General features: G+C 67.5%; 22 protein-coding genes and 4 pseudogenes. 16 read left to right on the top strand and 10 right to left on the bottom strand.

What is annotated here, in order from left to right:
* The first annotated feature begins 295 nt into the window (after positions 1-295).
* The 3 genes and pseudogenes from JWS14_RS25125 (at position 296) to JWS14_RS25115 (ending at position 1780) form a co-directional block, all read left to right on the top strand.
* Positions 296-1055, top strand: a pseudogene (locus tag JWS14_RS25125) (alpha/beta hydrolase family protein).
* 4 nt (positions 1056-1059) lie between these two features.
* Positions 1060-1297, top strand: a pseudogene (locus tag JWS14_RS25120) (SRPBCC family protein); the annotation flags it as partial.
* A gap of 318 nt (positions 1298-1615) precedes the next feature.
* Positions 1616-1780: a hypothetical protein gene (locus JWS14_RS25115; protein WP_206014656.1), complete on the top strand. Its 165-nt coding sequence runs from the start codon at positions 1616-1618 to the stop codon at positions 1778-1780.
* Positions 1781-2547: 767 nt separating this feature from the next.
* Here JWS14_RS25115 and JWS14_RS25110 read toward each other — a convergent pair.
* The 6 genes and pseudogenes from JWS14_RS25110 to gvpJ (JWS14_RS25085) form a co-directional block, all read right to left on the bottom strand.
* Positions 2548-3324 (bottom strand): GvpL/GvpF family gas vesicle protein, encoded by a 777-nt coding sequence (locus tag JWS14_RS25110; protein ID WP_206014655.1) that lies wholly within the window; start codon positions 3322-3324, stop codon positions 2548-2550.
* On the bottom strand, positions 3324-3707 hold the full coding sequence (gvpJ, locus tag JWS14_RS25105; protein WP_074933515.1) for a gas vesicle protein GvpJ: 384 nt from the start codon (positions 3705-3707) through the stop codon (positions 3324-3326). The genes JWS14_RS25110 and gvpJ (JWS14_RS25105) overlap by 1 nt, the downstream gene beginning before the upstream one ends.
* Positions 3704-4975, bottom strand: coding sequence for an SRPBCC family protein (locus JWS14_RS25100; RefSeq protein ID WP_206014654.1), 1272 nt, complete (start codon positions 4973-4975; stop codon positions 3704-3706). The genes gvpJ (JWS14_RS25105) and JWS14_RS25100 overlap by 4 nt, the downstream gene beginning before the upstream one ends.
* Positions 4976-4981: 6 nt before the next feature.
* Complete coding sequence (locus JWS14_RS25095; RefSeq protein WP_206014653.1) at positions 4982-5629, bottom strand: hypothetical protein; 648 nt, start codon at positions 5627-5629, stop codon at positions 4982-4984.
* A gap of 70 nt (positions 5630-5699) precedes the next feature.
* Positions 5700-6113: pseudogene (locus JWS14_RS50160) on the bottom strand (hypothetical protein); the annotation flags it as partial.
* A 192-nt stretch (positions 6114-6305) separates the two neighbouring features.
* A pseudogene (gene gvpJ / locus JWS14_RS25085) lies at positions 6306-6656 on the bottom strand (gas vesicle protein GvpJ); the annotation flags it as partial.
* Positions 6657-6920: 264 nt separating this feature from the next.
* Between gvpJ (JWS14_RS25085) and JWS14_RS25080 the strand changes: the two are divergent.
* From JWS14_RS25080 to JWS14_RS25065, 4 genes are all read left to right on the top strand, one after another.
* Positions 6921-7367, top strand: coding sequence for a hypothetical protein (locus JWS14_RS25080; RefSeq protein ID WP_241031459.1), 447 nt, complete (start codon positions 6921-6923; stop codon positions 7365-7367).
* Between the two features lie 56 nt (positions 7368-7423).
* Positions 7424-7624: a hypothetical protein gene (locus JWS14_RS25075; RefSeq protein WP_206014652.1), complete on the top strand. Its 201-nt coding sequence runs from the start codon at positions 7424-7426 to the stop codon at positions 7622-7624.
* A 431-nt stretch (positions 7625-8055) separates the two neighbouring features.
* On the top strand, positions 8056-8223 hold the full coding sequence (locus JWS14_RS25070) for a hypothetical protein (RefSeq protein ID WP_206014651.1): 168 nt from the start codon (positions 8056-8058) through the stop codon (positions 8221-8223).
* A gap of 434 nt (positions 8224-8657) precedes the next feature.
* A complete protein-coding gene (locus JWS14_RS25065) occupies positions 8658-9155 on the top strand; it encodes a hypothetical protein (protein WP_241031686.1) in 498 nt (165 codons plus the stop codon).
* A 380-nt stretch (positions 9156-9535) separates the two neighbouring features.
* On the opposite strand, the gene JWS14_RS25060 is transcribed toward JWS14_RS25065, so the two are convergent.
* Together JWS14_RS25060 and gvpJ (JWS14_RS25055) are read right to left on the bottom strand one after the other, a co-directional pair.
* Positions 9536-10321: a GvpL/GvpF family gas vesicle protein gene (locus tag JWS14_RS25060; RefSeq protein WP_206014649.1), complete on the bottom strand. Its 786-nt coding sequence runs from the start codon at positions 10319-10321 to the stop codon at positions 9536-9538.
* Positions 10318-10686 carry a gas vesicle protein GvpJ gene (gene gvpJ, locus JWS14_RS25055; RefSeq protein ID WP_206014648.1) on the bottom strand — a complete coding sequence of 123 codons (369 nt, stop codon included), beginning with the start codon at positions 10684-10686 and terminating at the stop codon, positions 10318-10320. The genes JWS14_RS25060 and gvpJ (JWS14_RS25055) overlap by 4 nt, the downstream gene beginning before the upstream one ends.
* Positions 10687-11384: 698 nt before the next feature.
* Between gvpJ (JWS14_RS25055) and JWS14_RS25050 the strand changes: the two genes are divergently transcribed.
* The 6 genes from JWS14_RS25050 (at position 11385) to JWS14_RS25020 (ending at position 17159) form a co-directional block, all read left to right on the top strand.
* Positions 11385-11819 (top strand): flavin reductase family protein, encoded by a 435-nt coding sequence (locus tag JWS14_RS25050; RefSeq protein ID WP_206014647.1) that lies wholly within the window; start codon positions 11385-11387, stop codon positions 11817-11819.
* Between the two features lie 46 nt (positions 11820-11865).
* Positions 11866-12339: an SRPBCC family protein gene (locus JWS14_RS25045; protein ID WP_206014646.1), complete on the top strand. Its 474-nt coding sequence runs from the start codon at positions 11866-11868 to the stop codon at positions 12337-12339.
* A 503-nt stretch (positions 12340-12842) separates the two neighbouring features.
* A complete protein-coding gene (gene mmsB, locus JWS14_RS25035) occupies positions 12843-13769 on the top strand; it encodes a 3-hydroxyisobutyrate dehydrogenase (protein WP_338051267.1) in 927 nt (308 codons plus the stop codon).
* 37 nt (positions 13770-13806) lie between these two features.
* Entirely contained in the window at positions 13807-14376 is a 570-nt protein-coding gene (locus JWS14_RS25030; RefSeq protein ID WP_206014644.1) for an adenylate kinase, read from the top strand.
* Positions 14377-14427: 51 nt separating this feature from the next.
* Positions 14428-15930, top strand: a complete 1503-nt coding sequence (locus tag JWS14_RS25025) for an aldehyde dehydrogenase family protein (protein WP_072939121.1) — start codon at positions 14428-14430, stop codon at positions 15928-15930.
* A 14-nt stretch (positions 15931-15944) separates the two neighbouring features.
* Positions 15945-17159, top strand: a complete 1215-nt coding sequence (locus JWS14_RS25020) for a CaiB/BaiF CoA transferase family protein (protein ID WP_206014643.1) — start codon at positions 15945-15947, stop codon at positions 17157-17159.
* Positions 17160-17234: 75 nt separating this feature from the next.
* Here JWS14_RS25020 and JWS14_RS25015 read toward each other — a convergent pair whose 3' ends face one another.
* Together JWS14_RS25015 and JWS14_RS25010 are read right to left on the bottom strand one after the other, a co-directional pair.
* A complete protein-coding gene (locus JWS14_RS25015; RefSeq protein ID WP_095863134.1) occupies positions 17235-18146 on the bottom strand; it encodes a LysR family transcriptional regulator in 912 nt (303 codons plus the stop codon).
* On the bottom strand, positions 18143-18637 hold the full coding sequence (locus JWS14_RS25010) for a MarR family winged helix-turn-helix transcriptional regulator (RefSeq protein ID WP_095863133.1): 495 nt from the start codon (positions 18635-18637) through the stop codon (positions 18143-18145). Before JWS14_RS25010 ends, JWS14_RS25015 begins: the two co-directional genes overlap by 4 nt.
* Positions 18638-18768: 131 nt before the next feature.
* On the opposite strand from JWS14_RS25010, the gene JWS14_RS25005 reads away from it, so the two are divergent.
* From JWS14_RS25005 to JWS14_RS24995, 3 genes are read left to right on the top strand one after another with little or no spacing between them, the layout of a single operon-like run.
* A complete protein-coding gene (locus JWS14_RS25005; protein WP_206014642.1) occupies positions 18769-19917 on the top strand; it encodes an isobutyryl-CoA dehydrogenase in 1149 nt (382 codons plus the stop codon).
* Positions 19918-20994, top strand: a complete 1077-nt coding sequence (locus tag JWS14_RS25000) for an enoyl-CoA hydratase/isomerase family protein (protein WP_206014641.1) — start codon at positions 19918-19920, stop codon at positions 20992-20994. It abuts the gene before it with no gap.
* Entirely contained in the window at positions 20991-21767 is a 777-nt protein-coding gene (locus JWS14_RS24995; protein ID WP_206014640.1) for an enoyl-CoA hydratase, read from the top strand. The genes JWS14_RS25000 and JWS14_RS24995 overlap by 4 nt, the downstream gene beginning before the upstream one ends.
* Positions 21768-21800: the final 33 nt, after the last annotated feature.

The raw sequence follows: 21800 nt of genomic DNA, 5'->3' as shown, positions 1-21800 counted from the left end.
CGCCACAGCTCCCGAGAAGTCGGATGGAACAAGGCGCGGGCACCACAGGCCACGCGCCATTTCGGCATGTCAGCGATTGCGGGGAGACGGTCGTGAGACCCGACGGGCGGCCGGAAAATGGTTGGCGGGCACGACGCCCGCACTGCTAACGTTCGGAGGACCGTGACTTCGAGCGAGGAGGTGAGACCCATGAACGCAGTACGCAGGTGGGTGCTCCCCCTCTTCACGGCCGGGCGATCGACGTAGATGTCGCCGGGAGCGCCTCGACAACAAGGCAATCCCGAAAGGCAACACCATGCACTTCACCTCTGAGACATCGTCGAACGGTGTCATCGAACGCAACTTCACCCTGGGCGAGATCACCGGCGTGCTCTGGTCACCCGCATCCGGAACGGTCGGCGCACCGCTGCTGCTGTCGGGGCACAGCGGCGGCATGCACAAGAAGGCGCCCGGACTGGTGGCCGGCGCACTCCACTGCGTGAGCACCTACGGGTACACCGTCGCCGCCATCGACGCGCCCGGACACGGTGACCGGCCGCGGAGCCCTCAGGATCAGCGGTGGGGCGACGCGATCCATCAGGCCCGGGCGGCGGGCGAGCCGATCGCCCCGATCGTCATCGACTACAACACCTCGCTCGCGGAGCGTGCGGTGCCGGAATGGCAGGAAACCCTCGACGCACTGCAGGCGCTGCCCGAGATCGGCTCCGGAGCACCCCGTCGGCTACGGCGGCATGACGTTGGGTGTCGTGACCGGGCTGATGTTGGCGACGGTCGAACCCCGGATCGCTGCCCTGAGCATCGGTGCGGTCTTCGTGGACGACGCTCTGATCGAGACGGCACGAACGATCACCGTCCCGGTCGAGTACCGGATTCCGTGGGACGACGAATACATTGACCGCCGAGCCGGTCTCGCGTTGTTCGACGCCTTCGGCTCGAGGGAGAAGACACTGCACGCCCACCCGGGCGGGTACAACCAGGTGCCCGAGTACGAGCGTGACAGCTCGGCCCGGTTCTTCGCCCGCCACCTCCGCCGGGCCGGCGCGACATCGACCTGACGTGACCCATTGGGTACGCGAGATTGCCGGACAAAGAAGCGAATTCGACGCCACCATCACCGAGCAACACCCCGATGAACAGGTGGCGTGGAAATCCGATGTCGGCCCTCGGTGTCCTGACCCACCGGGTGAAGACCGACATGACCAAGTTCAAGGTGTTCATCGAAGCGCGCGGCACCGAAACCGGTGCCTGGCGCGGCGACATCGACCGCCCCGACCACGTCCTTCCCGACGAGACCTGACCACGCTCGCAGCCGCAGGACCTTGAACTGCAGCTCCAACATGGCGGGACGCCCCCCTTCGACGGGACACCGTCGAAGGGGGGCTTCACTCGCCCGGTTTCGGCCGGCGCCGACGACCCGATACAGCCACCCGGATGCGCCGAAGTCCACCATCCCCGACGGGACCGTTCCCGATCCCGATCCCGACGCACCGCACCGCATTGCCCACGCTCCTCAGCGCGCCGGCTTCCCCGCTGACCGATCGGAGGAGACCGTCGGGAGGACGCGGATCGGCATCGAAACGTCTCTCTCGGATCCGCACCGGACTGGCGGAATGAGGTGGTCCACAGCATTCGCCGGTGCCGCGGTCGCCGCGGTCGCCTCCTACGACCTGCTCCCCGCTACCGGTTCGGGCGCGACCGGATCCCCGCGGCCGCCGAAGAGATGCGGCACATCGCCGACCGTCTCGTCGACGTGCTCTGGCAGGACGCAGCGTTCGACTGAAGATTCCGTGGCCGAAAGATCCAGGCGCAGTGGCGGATCAATCGGCGATCATCATCTGCCCTCGTATCGATCCGCTCAATTCGTAGGTGAGAGCTCGCCAGGGATCCCCGCCTTGGTGGCGTGTTCGCCGGCCGCGATGAACGCCTCGACCTCCTCGTCCCCGACTTGCGGTCTCGGTACAGAAACGCCTGGCGGGCGTCGGCAATGTTTCGAGTACTCACACGGGAAGCGGTCGAGATCGGCGGCAACCTCGGCGATCCACGCCCACCCCGGCTGGCGGGTGATCACCCGGGACTTCTTGTGAAGGAGTGCATCCGAGAAAAGAGGGAAGCCGCCGGCACCTTCCCCGGTGTCAGCGGCTCCTCATCCCTGCCGGGAACGCTACGCACTGTAGGTCTTACCCGGTCCGGGGTGACAGTGACGCCATATCGCCTCTCGGCAAGTGGTCGCTCGCAGCGACTGTTCTGGTGTGGTACCCGGGGTATGCGCGCCACCGTCAGCGTGTGCAACAGCGGACCCTCCGCAGGTATTCCCCGGGCCGGGGGTTCGCCCAGAGTGGGCGATCCGACAGCGGGGTCACCCGTGGTCACCCGTGGTCAACCGTGACCGCCGCACTGCGGCAGGGCAGCCGATCTGCCCCAGCTGCCGCGCCCGCCAGCGCCCCACCCATGCCTACAGCCGCGCTGCGGCCACCGCCGTCCGCAAGTCGATGACGACGGCGCCGGGGGCCAGGTGCGCGGCTGCTCGGGCGAGAGCCAACCTATGCCTCAGCCCTGTCCCTCCGGCTTCGGGGCGACCACGAAGTCGTACGCCGCCTGCGGTCCGAGCAGCTTCATCTCCACCCGCCCGTCCCAGTCCTGGGCCAGCTCGCTGAGCACCTGTTCGAGCTCGTCCTGCCGCTCGACGTCGGCGAGGATCGCCACCTGCACGGCCTCCTCCTCATGCGTGGGTTCGCGCACGTTCACGGAAGCGGCGAGGTCATCGAGCGCCTCAACGACCCTGCGGGTGTCCCGTTCCCGCTTGGCGGCGATCGCGTTGCTCACCAGTTCTCCCAAGGCCATCCGCGCCTGCCGTCCCGCATCCTCCGACTTGTCGCGGATCTCCTCACGCAACGCCGCCGCCTGATCGTCCTCGTCGAGGATCTCCCGCAGGATCGCCTTCTCCACGTACCGGCCCTTCACGATGTACTGGGCCTTGCCCTCCAATTTCTCGAGAGCAGAACCGAACTCGTCCGCGTGCGCCGAGAGCAGTTCCTCCTGCACGGCGTCGGCGTCGCTGAGCACCGCGCCGAACCGCAGGGGCAGCACCGGCGCCACCCCGGCCACCCCATCCAGCAGGTCCGCATGCGCCCGCAGGTCCCCGGGTGCGCCGAGCGCCCGGTCCACCGACAGTCCGCTCACCAGGGCGGCAATGTCACCATGAGTGACCACCTCCACGGTGCCGTCCGCGACCCCGGTCGCATCCTCGGCGACCTCGACGCCGGCCGGGACGATGCCGTAGACATACACACCGGTCGCCTGCTTCGTCTGCTCCGAGGAGGCCATCACCGGTCACCTCGAGTCGATTTGCGAGACACTCGTTCCCGCTCAGGTTCTTCCTCTTCCTCCCCGCCCCCGAAAAGGCCGCCGAGCTTGTCGCCCGCCGATTCGAGCGCGCCCTTCGTCTTCGACTTGGCACCGCCCTCGGTGGCGCCCGAGACGATCTCGGACAGCCCCTTCGGTTCGCTGCCGATCTCGAGCCGGTTCACCGCCTCCGCGAACCGCAGGTAGGTGTCCACGCTCGCGACGACGACCCGGGCGTCGATGGTCAGCAATTCGATGCCGACCAGCGAAACCCGCACGTACGCGTCGATCACGAGGCCCTTGTCGAGGATGGTGTCGATGACGTCGGCGAGACTACTCGAGCTGGGTCCACCTGCCGTGGTCATGCGCGTGCTCCTGTCCTCCGCCTCGGCGTTGCCTTCTTCGCGGGGGCCTTCTTCGCGGGGGTCTTCTTCGCGGGGGTCTTCTTCGCTGCAGCCTTCCGAGGACGACGCCGCCGCGGCTCGGGCTCCTCCTCCGCCTCCGCGGTGTCCTCCTCCGGCTCCTCCTCAGGTTCTTCGCCCTCGTACTCGCCGGTCTCGTCCTCCGGCTCCTCCTCGGGTTCTTCGTCCTCGTACTCGCCGGCCTCGCCCTCCGGTTCCTCCTCCTCGTACTCGCCGGTCTCGTCGTCCTGGTCCTGCGACTCTTCGCCTTCGGCCGTCTCCTCGTCGGACCGGTCCTGCTCACCGGTGGCGTCGGCTGTCTCGTCGTCGGCCGGTTCCTCGTTGTTGTCCTCGGACTCCTCGGGTTCGACGACCTTGCCGTCCCGGATTTCTCCGCGCCACCCCTCTATCTCGTCGGGATGGAGAACGGACTGGGTCATGACGTGGCGTCCGAAGTGCTTCAACTCCAAGCGCGCTCGCCGACCCTGCGCCCGCCACAGGTTTCCCGTCTTCTCGAACAAGCCCTTCGGGTGATACTCGAGGATCAGAACGATGCGGGTGAGATCGGGAGTCACCTCGTGGAACGTCACCGCACCGTCGATGAAGCCCTTGGCGCCCTTCGACCGCCACACGATCCGCTCATCGGGAACCTGCTCGAGGATCGACGCTTCCCAGGTGCGATGCGACAGGAAGATCTGTGCCTTCCACTCGAGTTTCTCGTCCGCTTCCTGCTCCACTCGTTCGACCTTCTTCATGAAGGAAGGAAAGTCGGCGAATTGGGTCCATTGGTTATACGCCAGTTGGACCGGCACACCGACATCGATCGTTTCGACGATGTTGGTCAACTTGAGCTTCTTGCCCTTACCGCCACCACCACCGCCGCCGCCGGTGACCGCGTCCTTCAGATTCGACGCAGTGTCCTTCACCTTGTCGGTCAGCCCGGAGAACAGTGACTTGCCGTCGCCCTTCTCGTCACCGTTGCCGTTGCCGTTGCCGTTGCCGTTTCCGGTGACCGCGGACAGCAGGCTTCCACCGCCGCCCTCGGCGTAGTCGGTCAGCCGGCCGGTCGCGCCCTGCACCTTGTCGGAGACGGTGGATAACGCCTTGTCGGTCACGGTGCCGAGCAGGCCCTGCGCCGCCTTCTGCAGCGGTGACACCGATGCGGCCTTACCGGAGGCACCGGAGACGTTCTTACGCAGCTTCTTCGCCGCACTGTCAAGATTCGAGGTCATCACTGATCACTTCCGGGTGCGTCGTCGTACGGGTATGGAATCGGTTGTCGCCCTCGCCCGCGTCCTGCGGGCCCGGGCCAGGTCGTCGCCCTCGTCGTCGTCATCGCCATCCTTCGTCGACCGCGACCGGGACCGGGATTGAGTGGGCCGGGAACTACCGCCACTCGAGGACCGGCGGCGCGGAGCCGGCCGCCTGCGGGCGCGGGGCGTCTGTTCGGAATCGTCGTCACCGGTCTCGTCGTCGCCCTCGTCCTCGTCGTCCGCGTACTCCTCGTCCTCGTACTCGTCCTCGAGGTCCTCGTCACGGGAGCGCTTCGACTTGTTCTTGCCGCCGGCAGCCTTGCCGAGGCCGCCGAGGAGGTCCTCACCCGACTGCAGCCGGGTGTTGAGCGAGTCGATGCGCTGGCTGGCCGCGGTCACCGCGGCCGCCTTCGCGGCATTCATCAATTCCTTGCGCACCGTCGCACCGAGCTTGGCGACCTCGGGGGAATCGGCGAGCAGTTTGCGGCCCTCGTTGAGAACACCCAGCGACCCGCTGGGAAACCGTCTGCTGGCTCCGAACCCGGCGAGCATCAGCGCCAGCTTCATCTTGTGCGTGCGGCCCAGCATGTACCCGGCACCCACGGCCATAGCCATCTGGCCCTTGCTTGTCATCGCCCAAACCCCTTCATCGAGTGGATGTTGTGGTGCACCTCGGCGCCGGCGGCGGTCTGAAATCGGATCCTCACCCGGTGGGGGGCGCATTCCCGCCGACTACCCCGGGGCGGGGCCACTCAATCGGCCGCCCAACGCAACACCGCAGTTCGGCCGCGAAACGGTCCGACCGGTCGGCTCCGGCGGGCGACGACGACGTCGGAGGGCGCCATCGGCCCGAGGAGGCGCATGGTGACCGGGTTGTCCCAGCGTTCGGACAGCTCCCCGACTGCCTGTTCGAGTTCGTCCGCCGGTCGACCTCGAGTAGGACCGCGATCTGCACGGCGTCCTCGTCGTGGGTGGGGTCACGGACGGTGACGGTGTCGGTCAGCGGGGACAGTACGTCGATGGTGGTGCGGGTGTCAGCCTCTCGGGTGGTTTCGAGGATGTGGCCAATGATCTCTCCCAACGCCATTCGGGCGTCCCGAGCCAGTTCCTCGGGTTTGTCGCGGATCTCCTCGAGCAGTGCGGTGGCCTTGGGACTCTCGTCGACGATCTCGCGGAGGGGGTCTCCTGCACGTAGCGGCCCTGCACCAACTATTGGGCGCAGCCCTCGAGTTCGGTCAGGGCGGAGGTGAACTCGTCCTCGTGGTCGGCGAGCAGTTCGTGCGTTTGCAGGTCCGGGGTGCCCAGAGGTCTTTCTCCGGCGGGGTGCGGGTTCGCGTTCGCTGCCCGATCCGCCGAGCAGTTCACCGAGCGTCTCCCCCACGCCCTCGAGGACACCCCTGGTCTTGGATTTGGTGCTGCCGCTGCCCTTGACGTCGGAGACGAGATCGGCAGGCCCTTCGGTTCGCTGCCGATCGCGAGCCGGTTCGCCGCCTCGGCGAAGCGCAAGGTAGGTGTCGACGCTGGCAACCACGACGCGGGCGTCGATGGTGAGCAGTTCGATGCCGACGATCGAGACCCGGACGTAGGCATCGATGACCAGTCCCTTGTCCAAGATGGTGTCGATGTCGTCAGCGAGACTGCTGGAACTGGATCCGCCTGCCGCGGCCTACCCCGAACGGGCGGATTCAATCGGTCAAAGACGGGAGAGGACTGCGCAATTCGGGCCGAGGAAAAGTCCATCCGGTCGGATCCTCCGGCACCGTCCAAGAAAGGTGTGCCCGCGTTTCCGTGGACCGCGAAGAGGGTAAGCCCTTGGTATGGCGCGGGAAGGCATAGTCGGCCCGACCCTCGAGGGACGGACCGGCACAGGGCACGGGCCGGTGCGGGCATCGGGCGTGGTCGTCGTCGGGGCGCGTCGGACTCGGTGCTGGGGTTTGCGGCGCCGGCTGGTGTGTTCGCCGGTGCCTTCGGCCGCGACCAAGTTCCGCGGTCGGTCGACGAAGCCGTCCGATGGCTGAAAACCCACTTTCATCAATTCCTCGACAACCCTCTCCTCGACGAGGTCGAGGATCGAGGTGCCGCCGTGCGGAGGAGTCTCGACCACTGGCTGGACACCGTCGCCGAATCCGTCGTCCACGGTGGACCGAGCACCACTGCAGCCCTGCGGGCCATCGACGCCGTCCTGGACCGCAAGAACCTGGTGTGGGCGGCGATCAAGGGCATGGCATCCGGGTTGAGCCGCACCGTGCAGGTCGCCCTCGTCCTGCTCATCCTCCTCGGGCTGGTGCTGGGGCCGGTTCTGCTGGTGATCGCGCTGCTGGCCCTGCTCGTGGCCGGACTCGTCGCGGCCATCCGCGCCGCCACACGGTGACCGCTCCACTCGGGTCCATCCACGCAGGCCGGTGCATGCCCGGCGCGGCGTAAGGGGTGGGACTCGGCAGGTCCACCGAGACTCGCAGCGCGCACGGCCACATCGCGACGGCCGTGATCGCTCCCGCGATGGTCCTCCCGGCAGGGGCCGCGACGGCGGTGCCCGCGTTGAGCGTCGGGAGCCGTGACCGCCACGGTGTCTTCTGCTTCGGGGGCACCCCACGGTTCTTCTTCACCGGCAGCGTGACGGTGAAGTAGCCGGCCGACCGCCTCGGGGCCACAGGGACGAGGGGCACCGGGCTCGGATTTCGGGATGTGCTTGCTCTCGGACATCCGTCGGCGCCTTTCCGATCCGCCGCGCACCCGGATCATCAGCACACCGAGGCTCGGAGCTGCCACGCATTCCGGGGCCTGCAGGAATCCGGCGTAGCCAGCCCGGATCCGGGTACCCGCTCACTACGTTGTCCCGGGCCCGCGCACACCGGCCGGGGCAGCCAGCCCCGGCTTCGGTCGCCAACCCCTTCGGCCGCGGGGCGCCCTACGTCGTACGCGCCGAGGCCGGGTGTTCGCCCACCCCGCCTCGGCCGCGTGCGGCCCTTCCGCGAACCCATGAATCACTCCCACGCACACGTCTCACACGAGGAACAGGTCGACCTCATCAGGCCTGATGATCTGCGTACCGTGAATGGATGAAGACGAAATCACATCCGACCGAGCTCGCCCGCCGGCTGGCCGAGCGGGAAGAAGTGGAAGTCGGCATTCTCGAACTCGAGGGCCTGCTGGCGAAGGCCAGACGCCGCCTCGACGAGGTGTCCGCCGAGATCGACTCCCTCCAGCATCGAGCACCACCCAGGTAAGCGACGATCACACCACCCCAAAGCTCGGACCTCGCCACCCAGACCACCCCGCCGAAAACTGACGAGTCGTCTCCGGCGCGGCCTCTCGCTGCCCCCCCGTCGGCGGGTGCCCGAGCCGACCGAGCCCCCGCAACACCCATACTCATCCCGGAGAGGCGTTCGCACCGGGTCACGGCGGCCGCGTGGACGGTCCTCCGCACAGCGGCTTCCGATGGAGTTGCGATTGGGGACCGGGCGCACGGGGTAGTCACGGTATACGCCTCGCGCGCACCGACGCGCCCGAGTTTCACATGCTCCCGACGCCCGATGCACCGCGTGGCGCCGACACACAGCAAGTGGGTTCGATCATGAAAATCAAGAAAACCAAAACCAAAGTTGAGATTGCCACGGCGGTCGGCGCCGGATACCTACTGGGGCGCACACACCAGTTGAGGATGGCCGTGAAGATCGCTGGAGTGGGCGGGTCCCGCAAGGGGCCTGAGGAACTGCTCGCACAGGGATCCGAGTTCCTCGCCTCGTCTCCGGAGATCGCGGAACTCGGCGATTCCGTTCGGGACGACCTCCTCGACACGGCGGCCGCCACGGCCGAGGCCACCAGCGACCACGTCGATTCGTTCCGCGACCGCCTCCGGTCGCGCGGCGCACACGTCGTGGCCGGCGGCGGGCACCTGGTCGCCGGGGTGAAGAGGATCGGCCGCCGCGGGCACGCCCACCCGCGGGACCACGAGGATCCCACCGTCGACGAGAGTTCGAGCACGGAAACAACGTCGTCTCACGCGGTCCACGACGAACAACAGCCGAAGCCGCACAGACTGCGCAGACCACGGATCACGACGCCCAGTGACTCGTCGGCGCAGTCCCGCGACGAATCCGCACCGGAAGAACAACCGGACACCGCCGCACGCAGGAAGGGAACGGCCAAGGCGCACTAGTCCCCTCCCTCGCCGGCGGCCCGGAGCCCATCGATCAGCGCCGGGATTTGTGCGTGCCCGCGGTCGCGTTGTGGATGCTCGTGCCTATCGATTCGCTCTGATGGGAGCCGTAACCGCGCACCTCGTCTCATGCAGCAACTCCTCGCGGACAACGAACACTTCCTCACCATCGTGATGTGCGTGGTCGTGGTGGCGCTCGCCGCCGCGGTGTGGACGAGCTTCCGCTGACCGGACATGCCTCCGGGGGTCGCGGGGCGGATGAAGTGTCGGATTTCGATACCTACTGATGCGGGGGGCCGGCAGCGCCGGATCTCGCGCGAAGTGGGTGAGAGCTCAGCGGCCTGAGTCTGCGGGATCGGGACGGTGTAGTGCGTCTTTCGTCAGCCCTCCGGCTTCGGTCTCACCACAAAGTCGTAGGGGGCCATGGGGCCGAGGATGCGGATCGTCACCCTGTTGTCCCAGCGTTCTACCAGGTCTCCCACCGTCTGCTCGAGTGCGTCTTGCCGGTCGACCTCGAGGAGGATCGCGATCTGCATGGCGTCCTCGTCGTGGGTGGGTTCGAGGACGGTGACGGTGTCGGTCAGCGGCGACAACGCGTCCAGGGCGGTCCTCGTGTCCGTCTCCCGCTTGGCCTCGAGGGCCTGGCCGATGATCTCGCCCAAAGCCATCCGGGCGTCCCGGGTGAGCTCCTCGGGCTGGCCGCGGATCGACTCGAGCAGGGCGGTAGCCTTCGGGCTTTCGTCGACGATCTCCCGCACGATGCTCTCCTCGACGTAGCGGCCCTTGATCATGTACTGCGCGAAACCCTCGAGTTCGTCGAGAGCCGAGGCGAACTCGTCCTGGTGGTCGGCGAGCAACTCGTTGATCACCGCGTCGCGATCGGACACAACGGCACCGAACCGCAGCGGCAGCACCGGGGCCACGTGCGAGGTGCCGTCGAGGATGCGGGCGTGGGCCTGCAGATCCGCGGGGGTACCGAGTCGGTGGTCCGGGTCGATCTCGCTGACCAAGGCCGCGATGTCGCCGTGCGTGACGATCTCGATCGGGGCATCGTGAATACCGGTCGCATCCTCTTCCGGTTGCACGTCCGCGGGCACGATTGCATACACGTAGATCACGGACGCCGCAGCACCCTCGGTGTCGTCGGTGTCCTCCGGGGAGGTCATTTTTGTCTCCGCCGCGGTGCCGGTTCGCGTTCGCCGCCCGATGATCCGCCGAGCAGCTCACCGAGGGTCTCCCCCACCCCCTCGAGGACACCCTTGGTCTTCGACTTCGTGCTGCCGCTGCCCTTGACGTCGGAGACGAGATCGGTCAGGCCTTTCGGTTCGCTGCCGATCGCGAGTCGGTTCGCCGCCTCGGCGAAACGCAGGTAGGTGTCGACGCTGGCGACCACGACGCGGGCGTCGATGGTGAGTAGTTCGATGCCGACCAGCGAGACCCGGACGTAGGCGTCGATGACCAGTCCCTTGTCCAGGATGGTGTCGATGACATCGGCCAGACTGCTCGAACTCGGCCCACCCGCTGTGGTCATTGCATCGCTCCTCGCTCCCGGCCAACCCCGTCCCGGAACTTTCCGTCTGTGGTCCGCTCGGCGCCCCGTCCAGGCTCCCCCCGCGCGGGCATACCCCGAAACGGATGCCCGCGCGCGAACTACCGGACTACCCGCAACGGCCGAAATTCAATCAGTCAAAACCGCTGGAGGCTAGTCGATTCGGCCCGTACGAAACGGTCCGACCCCACCCGATCCTGTAGCCGTTGTCGATAACCGCGCCGCCGGGCGGGGTGTGGCGGTTGGAGGAAGCACCTCTTCCGGGTGTTCTCAGGGTGTGGGGCGGCGGTCCACGCCACCACGCCAGCCGCCGGTTTCAGCGCCGCGCTCTTCGATGAAGTGCTTGAACTTCTTCATGTCGGCCTTGACTCGGTGGCTGAGGACGCCGAGTCTGTCAGCGGCGTTCTCGGCGAACCCGTCCGGACCGGAACATCGACATCGACTTCTTCGGTGATTGTGCTCATGCCACCCACGTACCCGGGTGGCGCCGATCCCACACGAAAGACGAACCGACCGCGGGCCCTCGACGGCCTCCGTGCCGCGCCCTGGGATGCCCCCAGGATATGCGCCAACGGACGAATACCAGCGGGTCGGTCGCTCGGTCACCGGGCGGGGGCCGCGCCCCGTAGCGTGAACGTATCTTCGTCGCCGGTGGCATCGGCATCACCCCGATCCTGCCGATGATCGAGGACGCCGAGCGACGCGCAAAACCGTGGAAGCTGCTCTACGGCGGACGAACCCGATCATCGATGGCCTTCTTGTCCCACCTCGAACGCCACGGAGACAAGGTCCTCGTCAGCCCGCAGGACACCGACGGGCTTCTCGACCTCGAAGCGTTCCACGGTTCCGCGGATCCGGGCACGACAGTCCTGGCCTGTGGGCCCGCGCCGCTTCTCGACGCCCTCGCCACCGCGTGCAGCGCCGTAGACCTCACCCTTCAGACGGAACGTTTCAGCGCCCCAACCCAGCTGTGCGGCACCTGCGAAACGCCGGTCCTCGATGGCCGGCCCGAGCACCGCGACACCGTCCTGACCGACGACGAGCGCGAGCGCGGCGACACCAGGATGATCTGCGTATCGCAGTGCACATCCGACCGACTGGTCCTCGACCTGTGAATCGAAATGCCTCTGCCGGGCGGGAACCTCGCCCTAGACTCGGCCCATGGGAAGGACCGACCGCGCCGGCCGGGTGATCGCGGCATCACCGGCGACCGTGTACGACGCCCTGCTCGATCGGGAATCCGTCGAGGCCTGGTTGCCGCCGGAGGGCATGCGGGGTCGGATCGAGCAGTGGGACCCTCGGCCGGGTGGCGGGTTCCGGATGGTCCTCACCTACCTCGATCCCGCCGACAGCCTCGGCAAGAGTTCGGCTGCGACGGATGTCGTCGACGTCGGGTTTGCAGCCCTGGTGCCGCCGGAGCGGGTGGTGCAGCAGGCGGTGTTCGAGGCCGACGACCCGTCGTTCGCGGGCACCATGACGATGACCTGGCAACTCACCCCGACCAGTGGCGGGACCGAGGTGACCGTCACCGCCACGGACGTGCCACCGGGCATCAGCCAAGCGGACCACGAGGCCGGCATCGCGTCCTCGCTTGCCAACCTGGCGTCGTATGTCGAAACGTCAGGTCGCCAGTGAGGCGAGTTCACGCCGGTAACACGGAGCGAGCAGTTGACGGTAAAATGCCTCGTCGGGGTCGGTTTCCGGGCGGTCGCTGCGCTGCGAGCGCGCTGGAGGGTGTCGACGGCGAGGGCGACGGACTCGCACTGGCCGAGGGTGTAGTCCTCGTTCTCGATCGGGAGCGGTCCGGAATAGCCCGCGTCCCGGAGTGAACTGCTGGGCAATGCCGCGACCCGCCCCGATCAGGACGAGCCGTCGGATCCAGCGCACCCCCAGGTCGATGACGCCCGCGGTTTTCGCCTGCTCCTAAGTTGCCGGGGGCGATGATCCGGCAAGTGTGACGCATCGCAAGCCCGAGCGACCGCGGCGATGCAATTTTGCACATCCCCTGTGCAGGTTCGGTGATTCCGCGATCGTCCCCGCGCGGGCACACTCGAAACCGTTCCCGGCGGAGAGCGACGCACAGCGGCCCGCTTCCCGGGATTCACCCACGACCTGTTGTTCGGATCGATGCCCCGTGCGTGGAACGTCGGCAACCACAAGGAGTACAGATGAGCAAGATCGCTTTCCTCGGGCTCGGAAACATGGGCCTGGGTATGGCCACGAATCTGACGCGAGGCGGCCACACGGTCGTCGGATTCGATCCCTCCCCGGCAGCGGCGGAGAAGGCTCGCGCACACGGAATCGCCTCCGCTGACAGCGTTGTCGCCGCCGCCGAGGATGCCGACGTGATCATCACGATGCTGCCCAGCGGCAAGCACGTGCTCGACGTCTACACCGACCTGGTCCCGGCTGCACGGCCGGGAACCCTGTTCCTCGACTGCTCGACGATCGACGTCGCCGACGCGCGGGCCGCCGCCGAACTCGCCGTCGCCGCCGGGCACAGTGCCGTGGACGCCCCCGTCTCCGGCGGCACCGTCGGTGCGGACGGCGGAACCCTCACGTTCATGGTCGGTGGTCCGGCCGAGGCGGTGGACCAGGCCGCCACGTTCCTCGATGCCATGGGGTCCCGCATCGTCCGATGCGGCGACGCCGGGGCCGGTCAGGCCGCGAAGATCTGCAACAACATGATCCTGGGAATCTCCATGATCGCCGTCAGCGAAGCTTTCGCGCTGGGCGCCAAGCTGGGCCTGACCGACCAGGCACTGTTCGATGTCTCGTCGACCGCGTCCGGTCAGTGCTGGGCGTTGACGACCAACTGCCCGGTCCCCGGTCCGGTGCCGACCAGCCCCGCCAACCGCGACTACGCCGGCGGATTCGGGAGTGCGTTGATGCTCAAGGATCTTCGCCTCGCGCAGGCCGCCGCAACCGACAACGGGGTGGACACTTCGCTCGGACGGCGCGCGACCGAACTGTACGAACAGTTCGTCGCTCAGGACGGCCCGGGCCGTGACTTCTCCGCAATCGTGACGGCGATCCGTTCCGGCGCTCTCGACGCGCAGGCATAACCGTCGTAATCCCCGCTCGACGCGAAAGGAATTCGTTGTGCGCATCATCCTGACCGGACCGCCCGGAGCGGGCAAAGGAACTCAGGCGCAGTCGCTTTCGTCGGCACTGCAGCTCCCTCACATCTCGACCGGCGATCTGTTCCGTAGCCACATCGCGCAGGGCACGGAACTGGGCCGGCGAGCGAAGTCGTTCCTCGATGCGGGCGAACTGGTGCCGGACGAAGTCACCATCGGGATGGTGGTGGAGCGACTCGCCGACGACGACACGACCGCCGGGTTCATTCTGGACGGCTTCCCCCGCACCGTGGCTCAGGCGATCGCCCTCGACGAACTCCTGGGCGAGCAGCTGATCCAGATCAACGCTGTTCTGGACTTTTCGATCGCGGACGATGCGGTCGTCGAGCGGATGCTGGCCCGCGGACGCGCCGACGACACCGAGGACGTCATCCGTCGACGTCTGCGCGTCTATCACGACGAAACCCGCCCACTGCTCGACTACTACTCGGCACTTCTGCTGTCGGTCGATGCGGACGGTGAGGTCGACGACGTCTACACCCACGCGATCGACGCGCTGTCCGAGCGCGGCAGCGTCGCTCCATCCACCTAGCACTTTCCCTGCACCCCGGCAGACCTATCCGTATTTCAAGGAGATTCCGACATGACCTCCACACAGCCCACACTCGCCGATCTCGAGATTCCCGAAACCCGCGACTATCCCATGTTCGTCGACGGCAGTTGGGTGGAAGCCCGCTCCGGCGAATGGCGAGACGTGACGACCCCGATCCTGCGTGAGCACGTGATCGGCCGCGTCCCGTCCTCGAGCGTCGAGGACGTCGATCGGGCGGTCCGCGCGGCGAACAAGGCGTTCCCGCAGTGGCGTTCCCAGCACTTCACCGCACGAGCCCGGATCCTGGCGAAGATCGCCGACGCCATCGACGCCCGCTCCGAGGAACTCGCACGCCTCACCGCCCTCGACACCGGCAACGCGCTGCGCACCCAGGCCCGCCCCGAGGTCACCACCCTGGCGAACCTGTTCCGCTACTTCGCCGGCGTCGCCGGTGAGATCAAGGGCACCGTGCTGCCCGCAGGCGACGACCAGCTGCAGTACTCCCGGCAGGAACCGCTCGGTGTCATCGGCGCCATCCTGCCCTGGAACTCCCCGCTGATGATCGCCGGCTTCAAGATCCCCGCGGCCCTCGTCGCCGGCAACACCGTCGTCGTCAAGGCCGCCGAAGCCGCACCGCTCAGCGTCCTGCTGCTCGCCGAGATCTGCGCCGAATACCTGCCCGCCGGTGTCCTCAACGTCATCACCGGATCCGGGTCGGTGGCCGGTGAGGCGCTCGTGCAGCACCCGGACGTCCACAAGGTGTCGTTCACCGGTTCCACCGAGGTCGGCCGCCACGTGGCCCGCGAAGCCGGTGGCCGTCTGGCGCACGTCTCGCTCGAACTCGGCGGCAAGAACCCGTCCATCGTGTTCCCCGACGTCGACGTCGACGACGACTTCATCAACCAGCTGCTGCTCTCGACCCGGGTGCACCGGCAGGGCCAGAGCTGCACCGCCGGCTCCCGCCTGTTCCTGCACCAGGACATCTACGACCAGGTCCTCGACCGACTCGTCACCACCCTCGCCGGCCTGAAAGTCGGTAACCCACTGGACGAGTCGACGGACATGGGCGCCATCATCAACGACAAGCAGTTCGCCTCGGTGAACGGGTTCCTCCAGGACGGCCTGAGCTCGACGAAGGTCTCCACCGTCCTCGACGGCTCCCCCGACACGATCGGCAACACCGACGGCTACTACATGGGCCCGACCGTCTTCTCCGGCGCCGACAACACCTGGCGACTGTCGCGGGAGGAGATCTTCGGACCCGCCCTGGTCGCGATCCCGTGGAACGACCACGCCGACGTCGTCGCGATGGCCAACGACTCGCACTACGGTCTGGCCGCGTACGTGTGGACCCACAACCTCGACCTGGCCCTGTCCACGGCCCACGCCCTCGAAACCGGGTGGGTGCAGGTCAACCAGGGTGGCGGCCAGATGATCGGCCAGTCGTACGGCGGATACAAGCAGAGCGGCCTCGGCCGCGAGGTGTCCCTCGAGGGCATGATCGCCGGATTCACCCAGACCAAGCAGGTCAACGTGCGCCTGCGCACACTCTGAGGAGGGAACGCATCATGACTGTCGGACCTCTGAACGACATTCTCGTGCTCGACGTCTCCCGGGCACTGGCCGGGCCGATCGCCGCGATGATGCTCGGCGACCTCGGCGCCCGCGTGATCAAGGTCGAAGCCCCGGGCACCGGCGACGACTCCCGCACCTGGGGGCCGCCGTTCGTCGGGCCGCAGGACGACCCGCAGTCGTCGTACTTCATGTCGGCGAACCGGAACAAGGAATCGATCGTGCTGGATCTGAAATCCGAGCACGGCAAGGACGCGCTGCGTCGCCTCATCCGGCAGGCGGACGTGCTGATCGAGAACCTCCGGCCCGGCGCCTTCGACCGCCTCGGGTTTTCGCCGGAGGTGCTCGAAGAGCTCAACTCGCGGCTGATCACGTTGTCGATCACCGGGTTCGGGCACGACGGGCCGGAGGGATCCCGGGCGGGCTACGACCAGATCGCCCAGGGCGAGGCCGGACTGATGTCGGTGACCGGTGATCCCCACGGGGAACCGACGCGGATCGGAGTTCCGATGGCGGACGTGCTCGCGGGTGTCCACGGGACTGCCGGGGTGTCGGCGGCGCTGGCGGCCCGGGAGAAGACCGGCAAGGGCATGGTGGTCCGCACGTCGCTGTTGGCCGCCGCGGTCAGCGCGCACACCTTCCAGGGCACCAAGTGGACCGTCGGCGGTCAGGTCGCGCAGCGGTCCGGCAACCACCATCCGCAGATCGCCCCGTACGGCAGCTTCCGCTGCGCGGACGGCTACGTGCAGATCGCGGTCGGCAGCGAGGCGATCTGGGCGAAGTTCGCCCCGGTGGCCGGTCTGTCGGCAATTGATCCGCGGTTCGCGGTCAACCGTGACCGGGTCGCGGCCCGGGATGCCTTGATCGCCGCGATCGAGGCCGACTTCGCCGGCCGTACCCGGGTCGACGTGCTCGCCGCGCTCGAGGCCGCGGGTGTTCCCGCGGGATCGATCCGGACGATCGACGAGGTGTACGAGTGGGAGCAGACCCGCAGCCAGGGACTGCTACTCGAGGTCGAGCACCCGGTGGTGGGAACTGTGCAGTTGCCCGGTCCGTCCTTGCGGATGGAATCGGCCGGCGGCGACTCGTTGGTGCGCGCCGAGCATGCAGCACCACCGGTGCTCGGGCAGCACACCGAACAGATCCTCGACTGGCTCGATGCGGTGGACGCCGCCGATCCGCTCGACACCAAGGTGCCCGCGCAGGCGTGAATTCGGCAAGAGTCCGCCTGGCACACCGGTCAGCGGCGTTGCGGGAGTCTGCGTCCTGCAACGCCGCCCCGGGGACTACCGGGTCGGGACCAGTTCGTCTCGACGACTGAGCGCCTCTTCCTGGATCGCTTGCCGGACAGCCTGTACCGCAGGATTGGTCAGGCTTTCGCGGCGAGCGGCCAGGGAGAAGGCGAGCCGGACGTCGACGGTGTCGGGCAGGATCCGGCGCAGATCGGCGTGCTGGTCGGCCATGAACGCCGGCAGCAGTCCGATGCCGCCGCCGCACCGGGTGGCCGCGACGTGAGCGAAGATGTTGGTGGACATGAATTTTGCCGCGACCCCGGGCAGATGCCGGTTCAAGTCGAGATCCCCGACCTGCAGCAGGGAATCGACGAAGAAGACCAGCGGGTGCGCCGTCAGCTCCTCGATGCTGCCGGGTTCACCGTAGTCGCGGAAGTACTCTTCGCTGCCGTACAACCCGAGCGAGTACTGGCACACGCGTTCGGAAACCAGCCGACTGGTGATCGGTGTCCCCACCGCGACGGCCAGGTCGAACCCCGATTGATAGAGGTTGAGTTGCCTTGTATCGGTGACCAATTCGACGACGAGATGCGGATGATTCATTCTCAGCTTGGCCAGCGCCGGAGCGACGAACAACGAGCCGAATCCGTCCGGGGCGGTGATCCGGACCGTTCCGCGGAGTGGATTCTCACTGATGCCGAGGACCACGTCCGCAGCTTCCTGAACGGCTTCCTCGATCTGTTGCGCCTTCTCCGCGATCGATCGGCCGACATCGGTCAACTCCCACCCGTCGGCACTGCGCTGCAGCAGTCGGACGCCGAGGACCTTCTCGAGCGCGCGCACTCGCCGCGAGACGGTGGTGTGATCGACGCCCAGGTCCATCGCCGCGGATTGGCGACGACCGGTGCGCGCCACGGCGAGCAGGTACCGCAGATCATCCGAGCGAATGTTGCGTACGTCGATCACGGCCGACCCTCCGACATTTCGGCGGCCGCGGTCGATGCCCGCCGGGTTGCGGTGAGTAACTGTTGCAGACCCTCGTGGAGACGGTGCATGTCCTGCGGGTCCGCGAGAGCGACGCCGTCGAGGGCTCGGCTCGCCGAGGCCCCCACCTCGAGGCCCTTGTCGGTGACCGTGACGAGGGTCGAGCGACGATCGGAGCGATTGATCGTCCGCACGCACAGCCCTGCCTCTTCGAGGCCGTCGACGAGCGTTCCGATGGTGGTCGGGTGCCGGTCCAGGGCACGGACGATCCGCACCATCGGCAGGGGGCCGTTCGCGGCGACCATCATCGCCAGGACCTCGTACCGGGCGAAGGACAGGCCGAGTGGGCGCAGCGTGGAGTTGAGGTGATGGGTGATCAGCTTCTGCGTCTGCAGGACGGCGGCGATCAGCGCCGTGGCCGGCGCGACGGAATCGGCAGCGGGCGCCGGGTGGGGTGGTTGCGTAGTGGCCACCGGTAGCCTCCTCGTGGTTCGTACTCGGGCATCCAATGAACGACCACTTTCGGGTCACATCCCACTGGCAATTTACATGGATATCCAACTATAGTACTTCCAACTACCCGAACCTGAAAGGGTCGATTTGTATGTTCACCTTGACCGATGACGAGCGGGCGATCAGCGACACGGCCCGTGATTTCGCGGCCGAGCATCTCGCGCCGCATGCGGTGGAATGGGATCAGGCCAAGCATTTCCCCGTCGATGTGCTGCGGAAGGCGGCCTCGCTCGGGATGGGCGGGATCTACATCCGCGAGGACGTGGGCGGCTCCGAGCTGACCCGGGTCGATGCGGCCCGCATCTTCGAGCAGTTGGCGAAGGGCTGTCCGTCGATCGCCGCCTACATTTCCATCCACAACATGGTCACCTGGATGATCGACCGGTTCGGCACCGAGGAGCAGCGCCGCGCCTGGGTGCCGGGGTTGTGCGCGATGGATCAGCTGGGCAGTTACTGCCTCACCGAACCCGGCGCCGGCTCCGATGCGGCGGCGCTGAGCACCAGGGCGGTCCGCGACGGCGACGACTACGTGCTCAACGGGGTCAAGCAGTTCATTTCCGGGGCCGGCAACTCCGAGGTGTATGTGGTGATGGCCCGCACCGGGGAGGGCGGGCCGCGCGGGATCTCGGCGTTCATCGTCCCGAAGGACTCGGCCGGGCTGTCGTTCGGGCCGAACGAGGTGAAGATGGGCTGGAACGCCCAGCCGACCCGGCAGGTGATCTTCGAGGATGTGCGGGTGCCGGCGGGCAACCTGCTCGGCGACGAGGGCGGCGGGTTCCGGATCGCGATGGCCGGCCTGAACGGGGGCAGGCTCAACATCGCCGCCTGCTCGGTCGGCGGGGCGCAGACCGCGTTGGATAAGGCGGTGGCGTATCTGGCGGACCGGAAGGCGTTCGGGTCGTCGTTGCTCGACTCGCAGGCGTTGCAGTTCCAGCTGGCGGACATGCGCACGGAGCTGGAGGCGGCCCGCACCCTGTTGTGGCGGGCGGCGGCCGCCCTGGAGGAGGGTGCCCCGGACGTGGTGGAGTTGTGTGCGATGGCGAAGCGGTTCGCCACCGACACCGGGTTCGAGGTCGCGAACAAGGCGCTGCAGCTGCACGGCGGGTACGGCTATCTTGCCGAGTACGGGATCGAGAAGATCGTCCGCGACCTGCGGGTGCATCAGATCCTCGAGGGCAGCAACGAGATCATGCGGGTCGTGATTGCCCGCAGCGTCGTCGGAAACCGAGGAGTGGCATAAATGACCGAACCAATCACCGACCCCGAGGTACTCATCGACAAGCGCGACGGCCTCGGCCGGATCGTGCTCAACCGCCCCAAGGCGATCAACGCCCTCAACCACGCCATGGTGGCGCGGATCGCGGCGGCACTGTCGGAGTGGGCCGGGGACGACGAAGTGCGCGCGGTGCTGATCACCGGCGCCGGGGAACGCGGGCTGTGCGCGGGCGGGGACATCGTCTCGATCTACCACGACGCCAAGGAGGGTGGCACCGGGTCGCGGGAGTTCTGGCGCGACGAGTACATCCTCAACGCCGCCATTGCGAACTATCCGAAGCCGTATGTGGCGATCATGGACGGCATCGTGATGGGCGGCGGGGTCGGGGTGTCGGCGCACGGCAGTGTGCGGATCGTGACCGAGCGGTCGATGATCGGGATGCCCGAGACCGGGATCGGGTTCGTCCCCGACGTCGGCGGCACCTACCTGTTGGCCCGGTCCCCGGGAGAGTTGGGCACCCACATCGCGCTCACCACCGCCCGCCTCAGTGCCGGGGATGCGATCGCGTGCGGGTTCGCCGACCACTTCATCCCGTCCGCCAGGATCGAGCAGTTCGTCGAGGCTCTGTCGACCACAACGGTGGAGGCGGCGCTGGCCGCGTTCACCGAACCGGCCCCGGAATCGGACCTGCTGGCGCAGCAGGCGTGGATCGACGCCGCATATTCCGCGGACAGCGTCGCCGAGATCGTGGCCCGCCTGCAGGGCAGAGGGGTCCCCGAGGCGGCGAAGGCGGCCGAGCAGGTGCTGGCGAAGTCGCCGACCGCGTGCGCGGTCACGTTGGCGTCGCTGCGCCGGGCCCGGGTGGCGGGCAGCCTCGAAGAAGTGCTGAACGAGGAATTCCGGGTGTCCGTCGCCTGCCTGGGCTCGGCCGATCTGGTCGAGGGGATCCGGGCGCAGGTCGTCGACAAGGACCGCAACCCGCACTGGTCACCCGCCTCCCTCGACGACGTGACCGACGACGCCGTCGCAACATTCTTCACCCCCCTCGGCGACCTCGAACTCGGCCTCACGGCCCCTACGACAACCGGAGACCAGCAGTGACCGACTACGACACCATCCTCCTCGACCGCAAGGGCCGGGTCGGGATCATCACCCTCAACCGTCCGAAAGCGCTGAACGCGTTGAACTCCCAGCTTCTGCGCGAACTCGTCACGGCAATCGAGGAACTCGATGGCGACAGCGACATCGGCGCCATCCTCATCACCGGGTCCGACCGGGCGTTCGCCGCCGGCGCCGACATCAAGGAGATGCAAACCAAGTCCTACATGGACGTCTACCTCGACGACTTCTTCTCGATCGGCGACCGCATCGCCGCCGCCCGCAAACCCATCGTTGCCGCGGTGGCGGGATACGCCCTCGGCGGCGGGTGCGAACTGGCGATGATGTGCGACATCCTGCTCGCCGCCGACACCGCCAAGTTCGGTCAGCCCGAGATCAAACTCGGCGTCATCCCCGGAATCGGCGGCTCACAGCGCCTGACCCGCGCCGTCGGCAAGGCCAAGGCGATGGAACTGTGCCTGACGGGCCGGAACATGGACGCCGAGGAAGCCGAACGGGCCGGACTCGTCGCCCGCATCGTCCCGGCCGCCGACCTGTTCGACGAGGCGCTGCTCACGGCCACCACCGTCGCCGAGATGTCGCTGCCCGTCGCGATGATGGCGAAGGAAGCGGTCAACCGGTCCTTCGAGACCACCCTCGCCGAGGGAATCCGCTTCGAACGACGCGTATTCCACTCGACATTCGCCACCGAGGACCAGAAGGAAGGCATGGCCGCGTTCGTCGAAAAGCGGTCGCCGGCGTTCACCCACCGGTAGTCCCTCACCCGACCCGAACACCCCCGCAGCGAG

Source organism: Rhodococcus koreensis (genome assembly GCF_017068375.1).
Classification (GTDB): Bacteria; Actinomycetota; Actinomycetes; order Mycobacteriales; family Mycobacteriaceae; genus Rhodococcus_F; species Rhodococcus_F koreensis.
The sequence above is the reverse complement of the archived record's forward strand: the minus strand, read 5'-3'. Positions and strand labels throughout refer to the sequence as shown.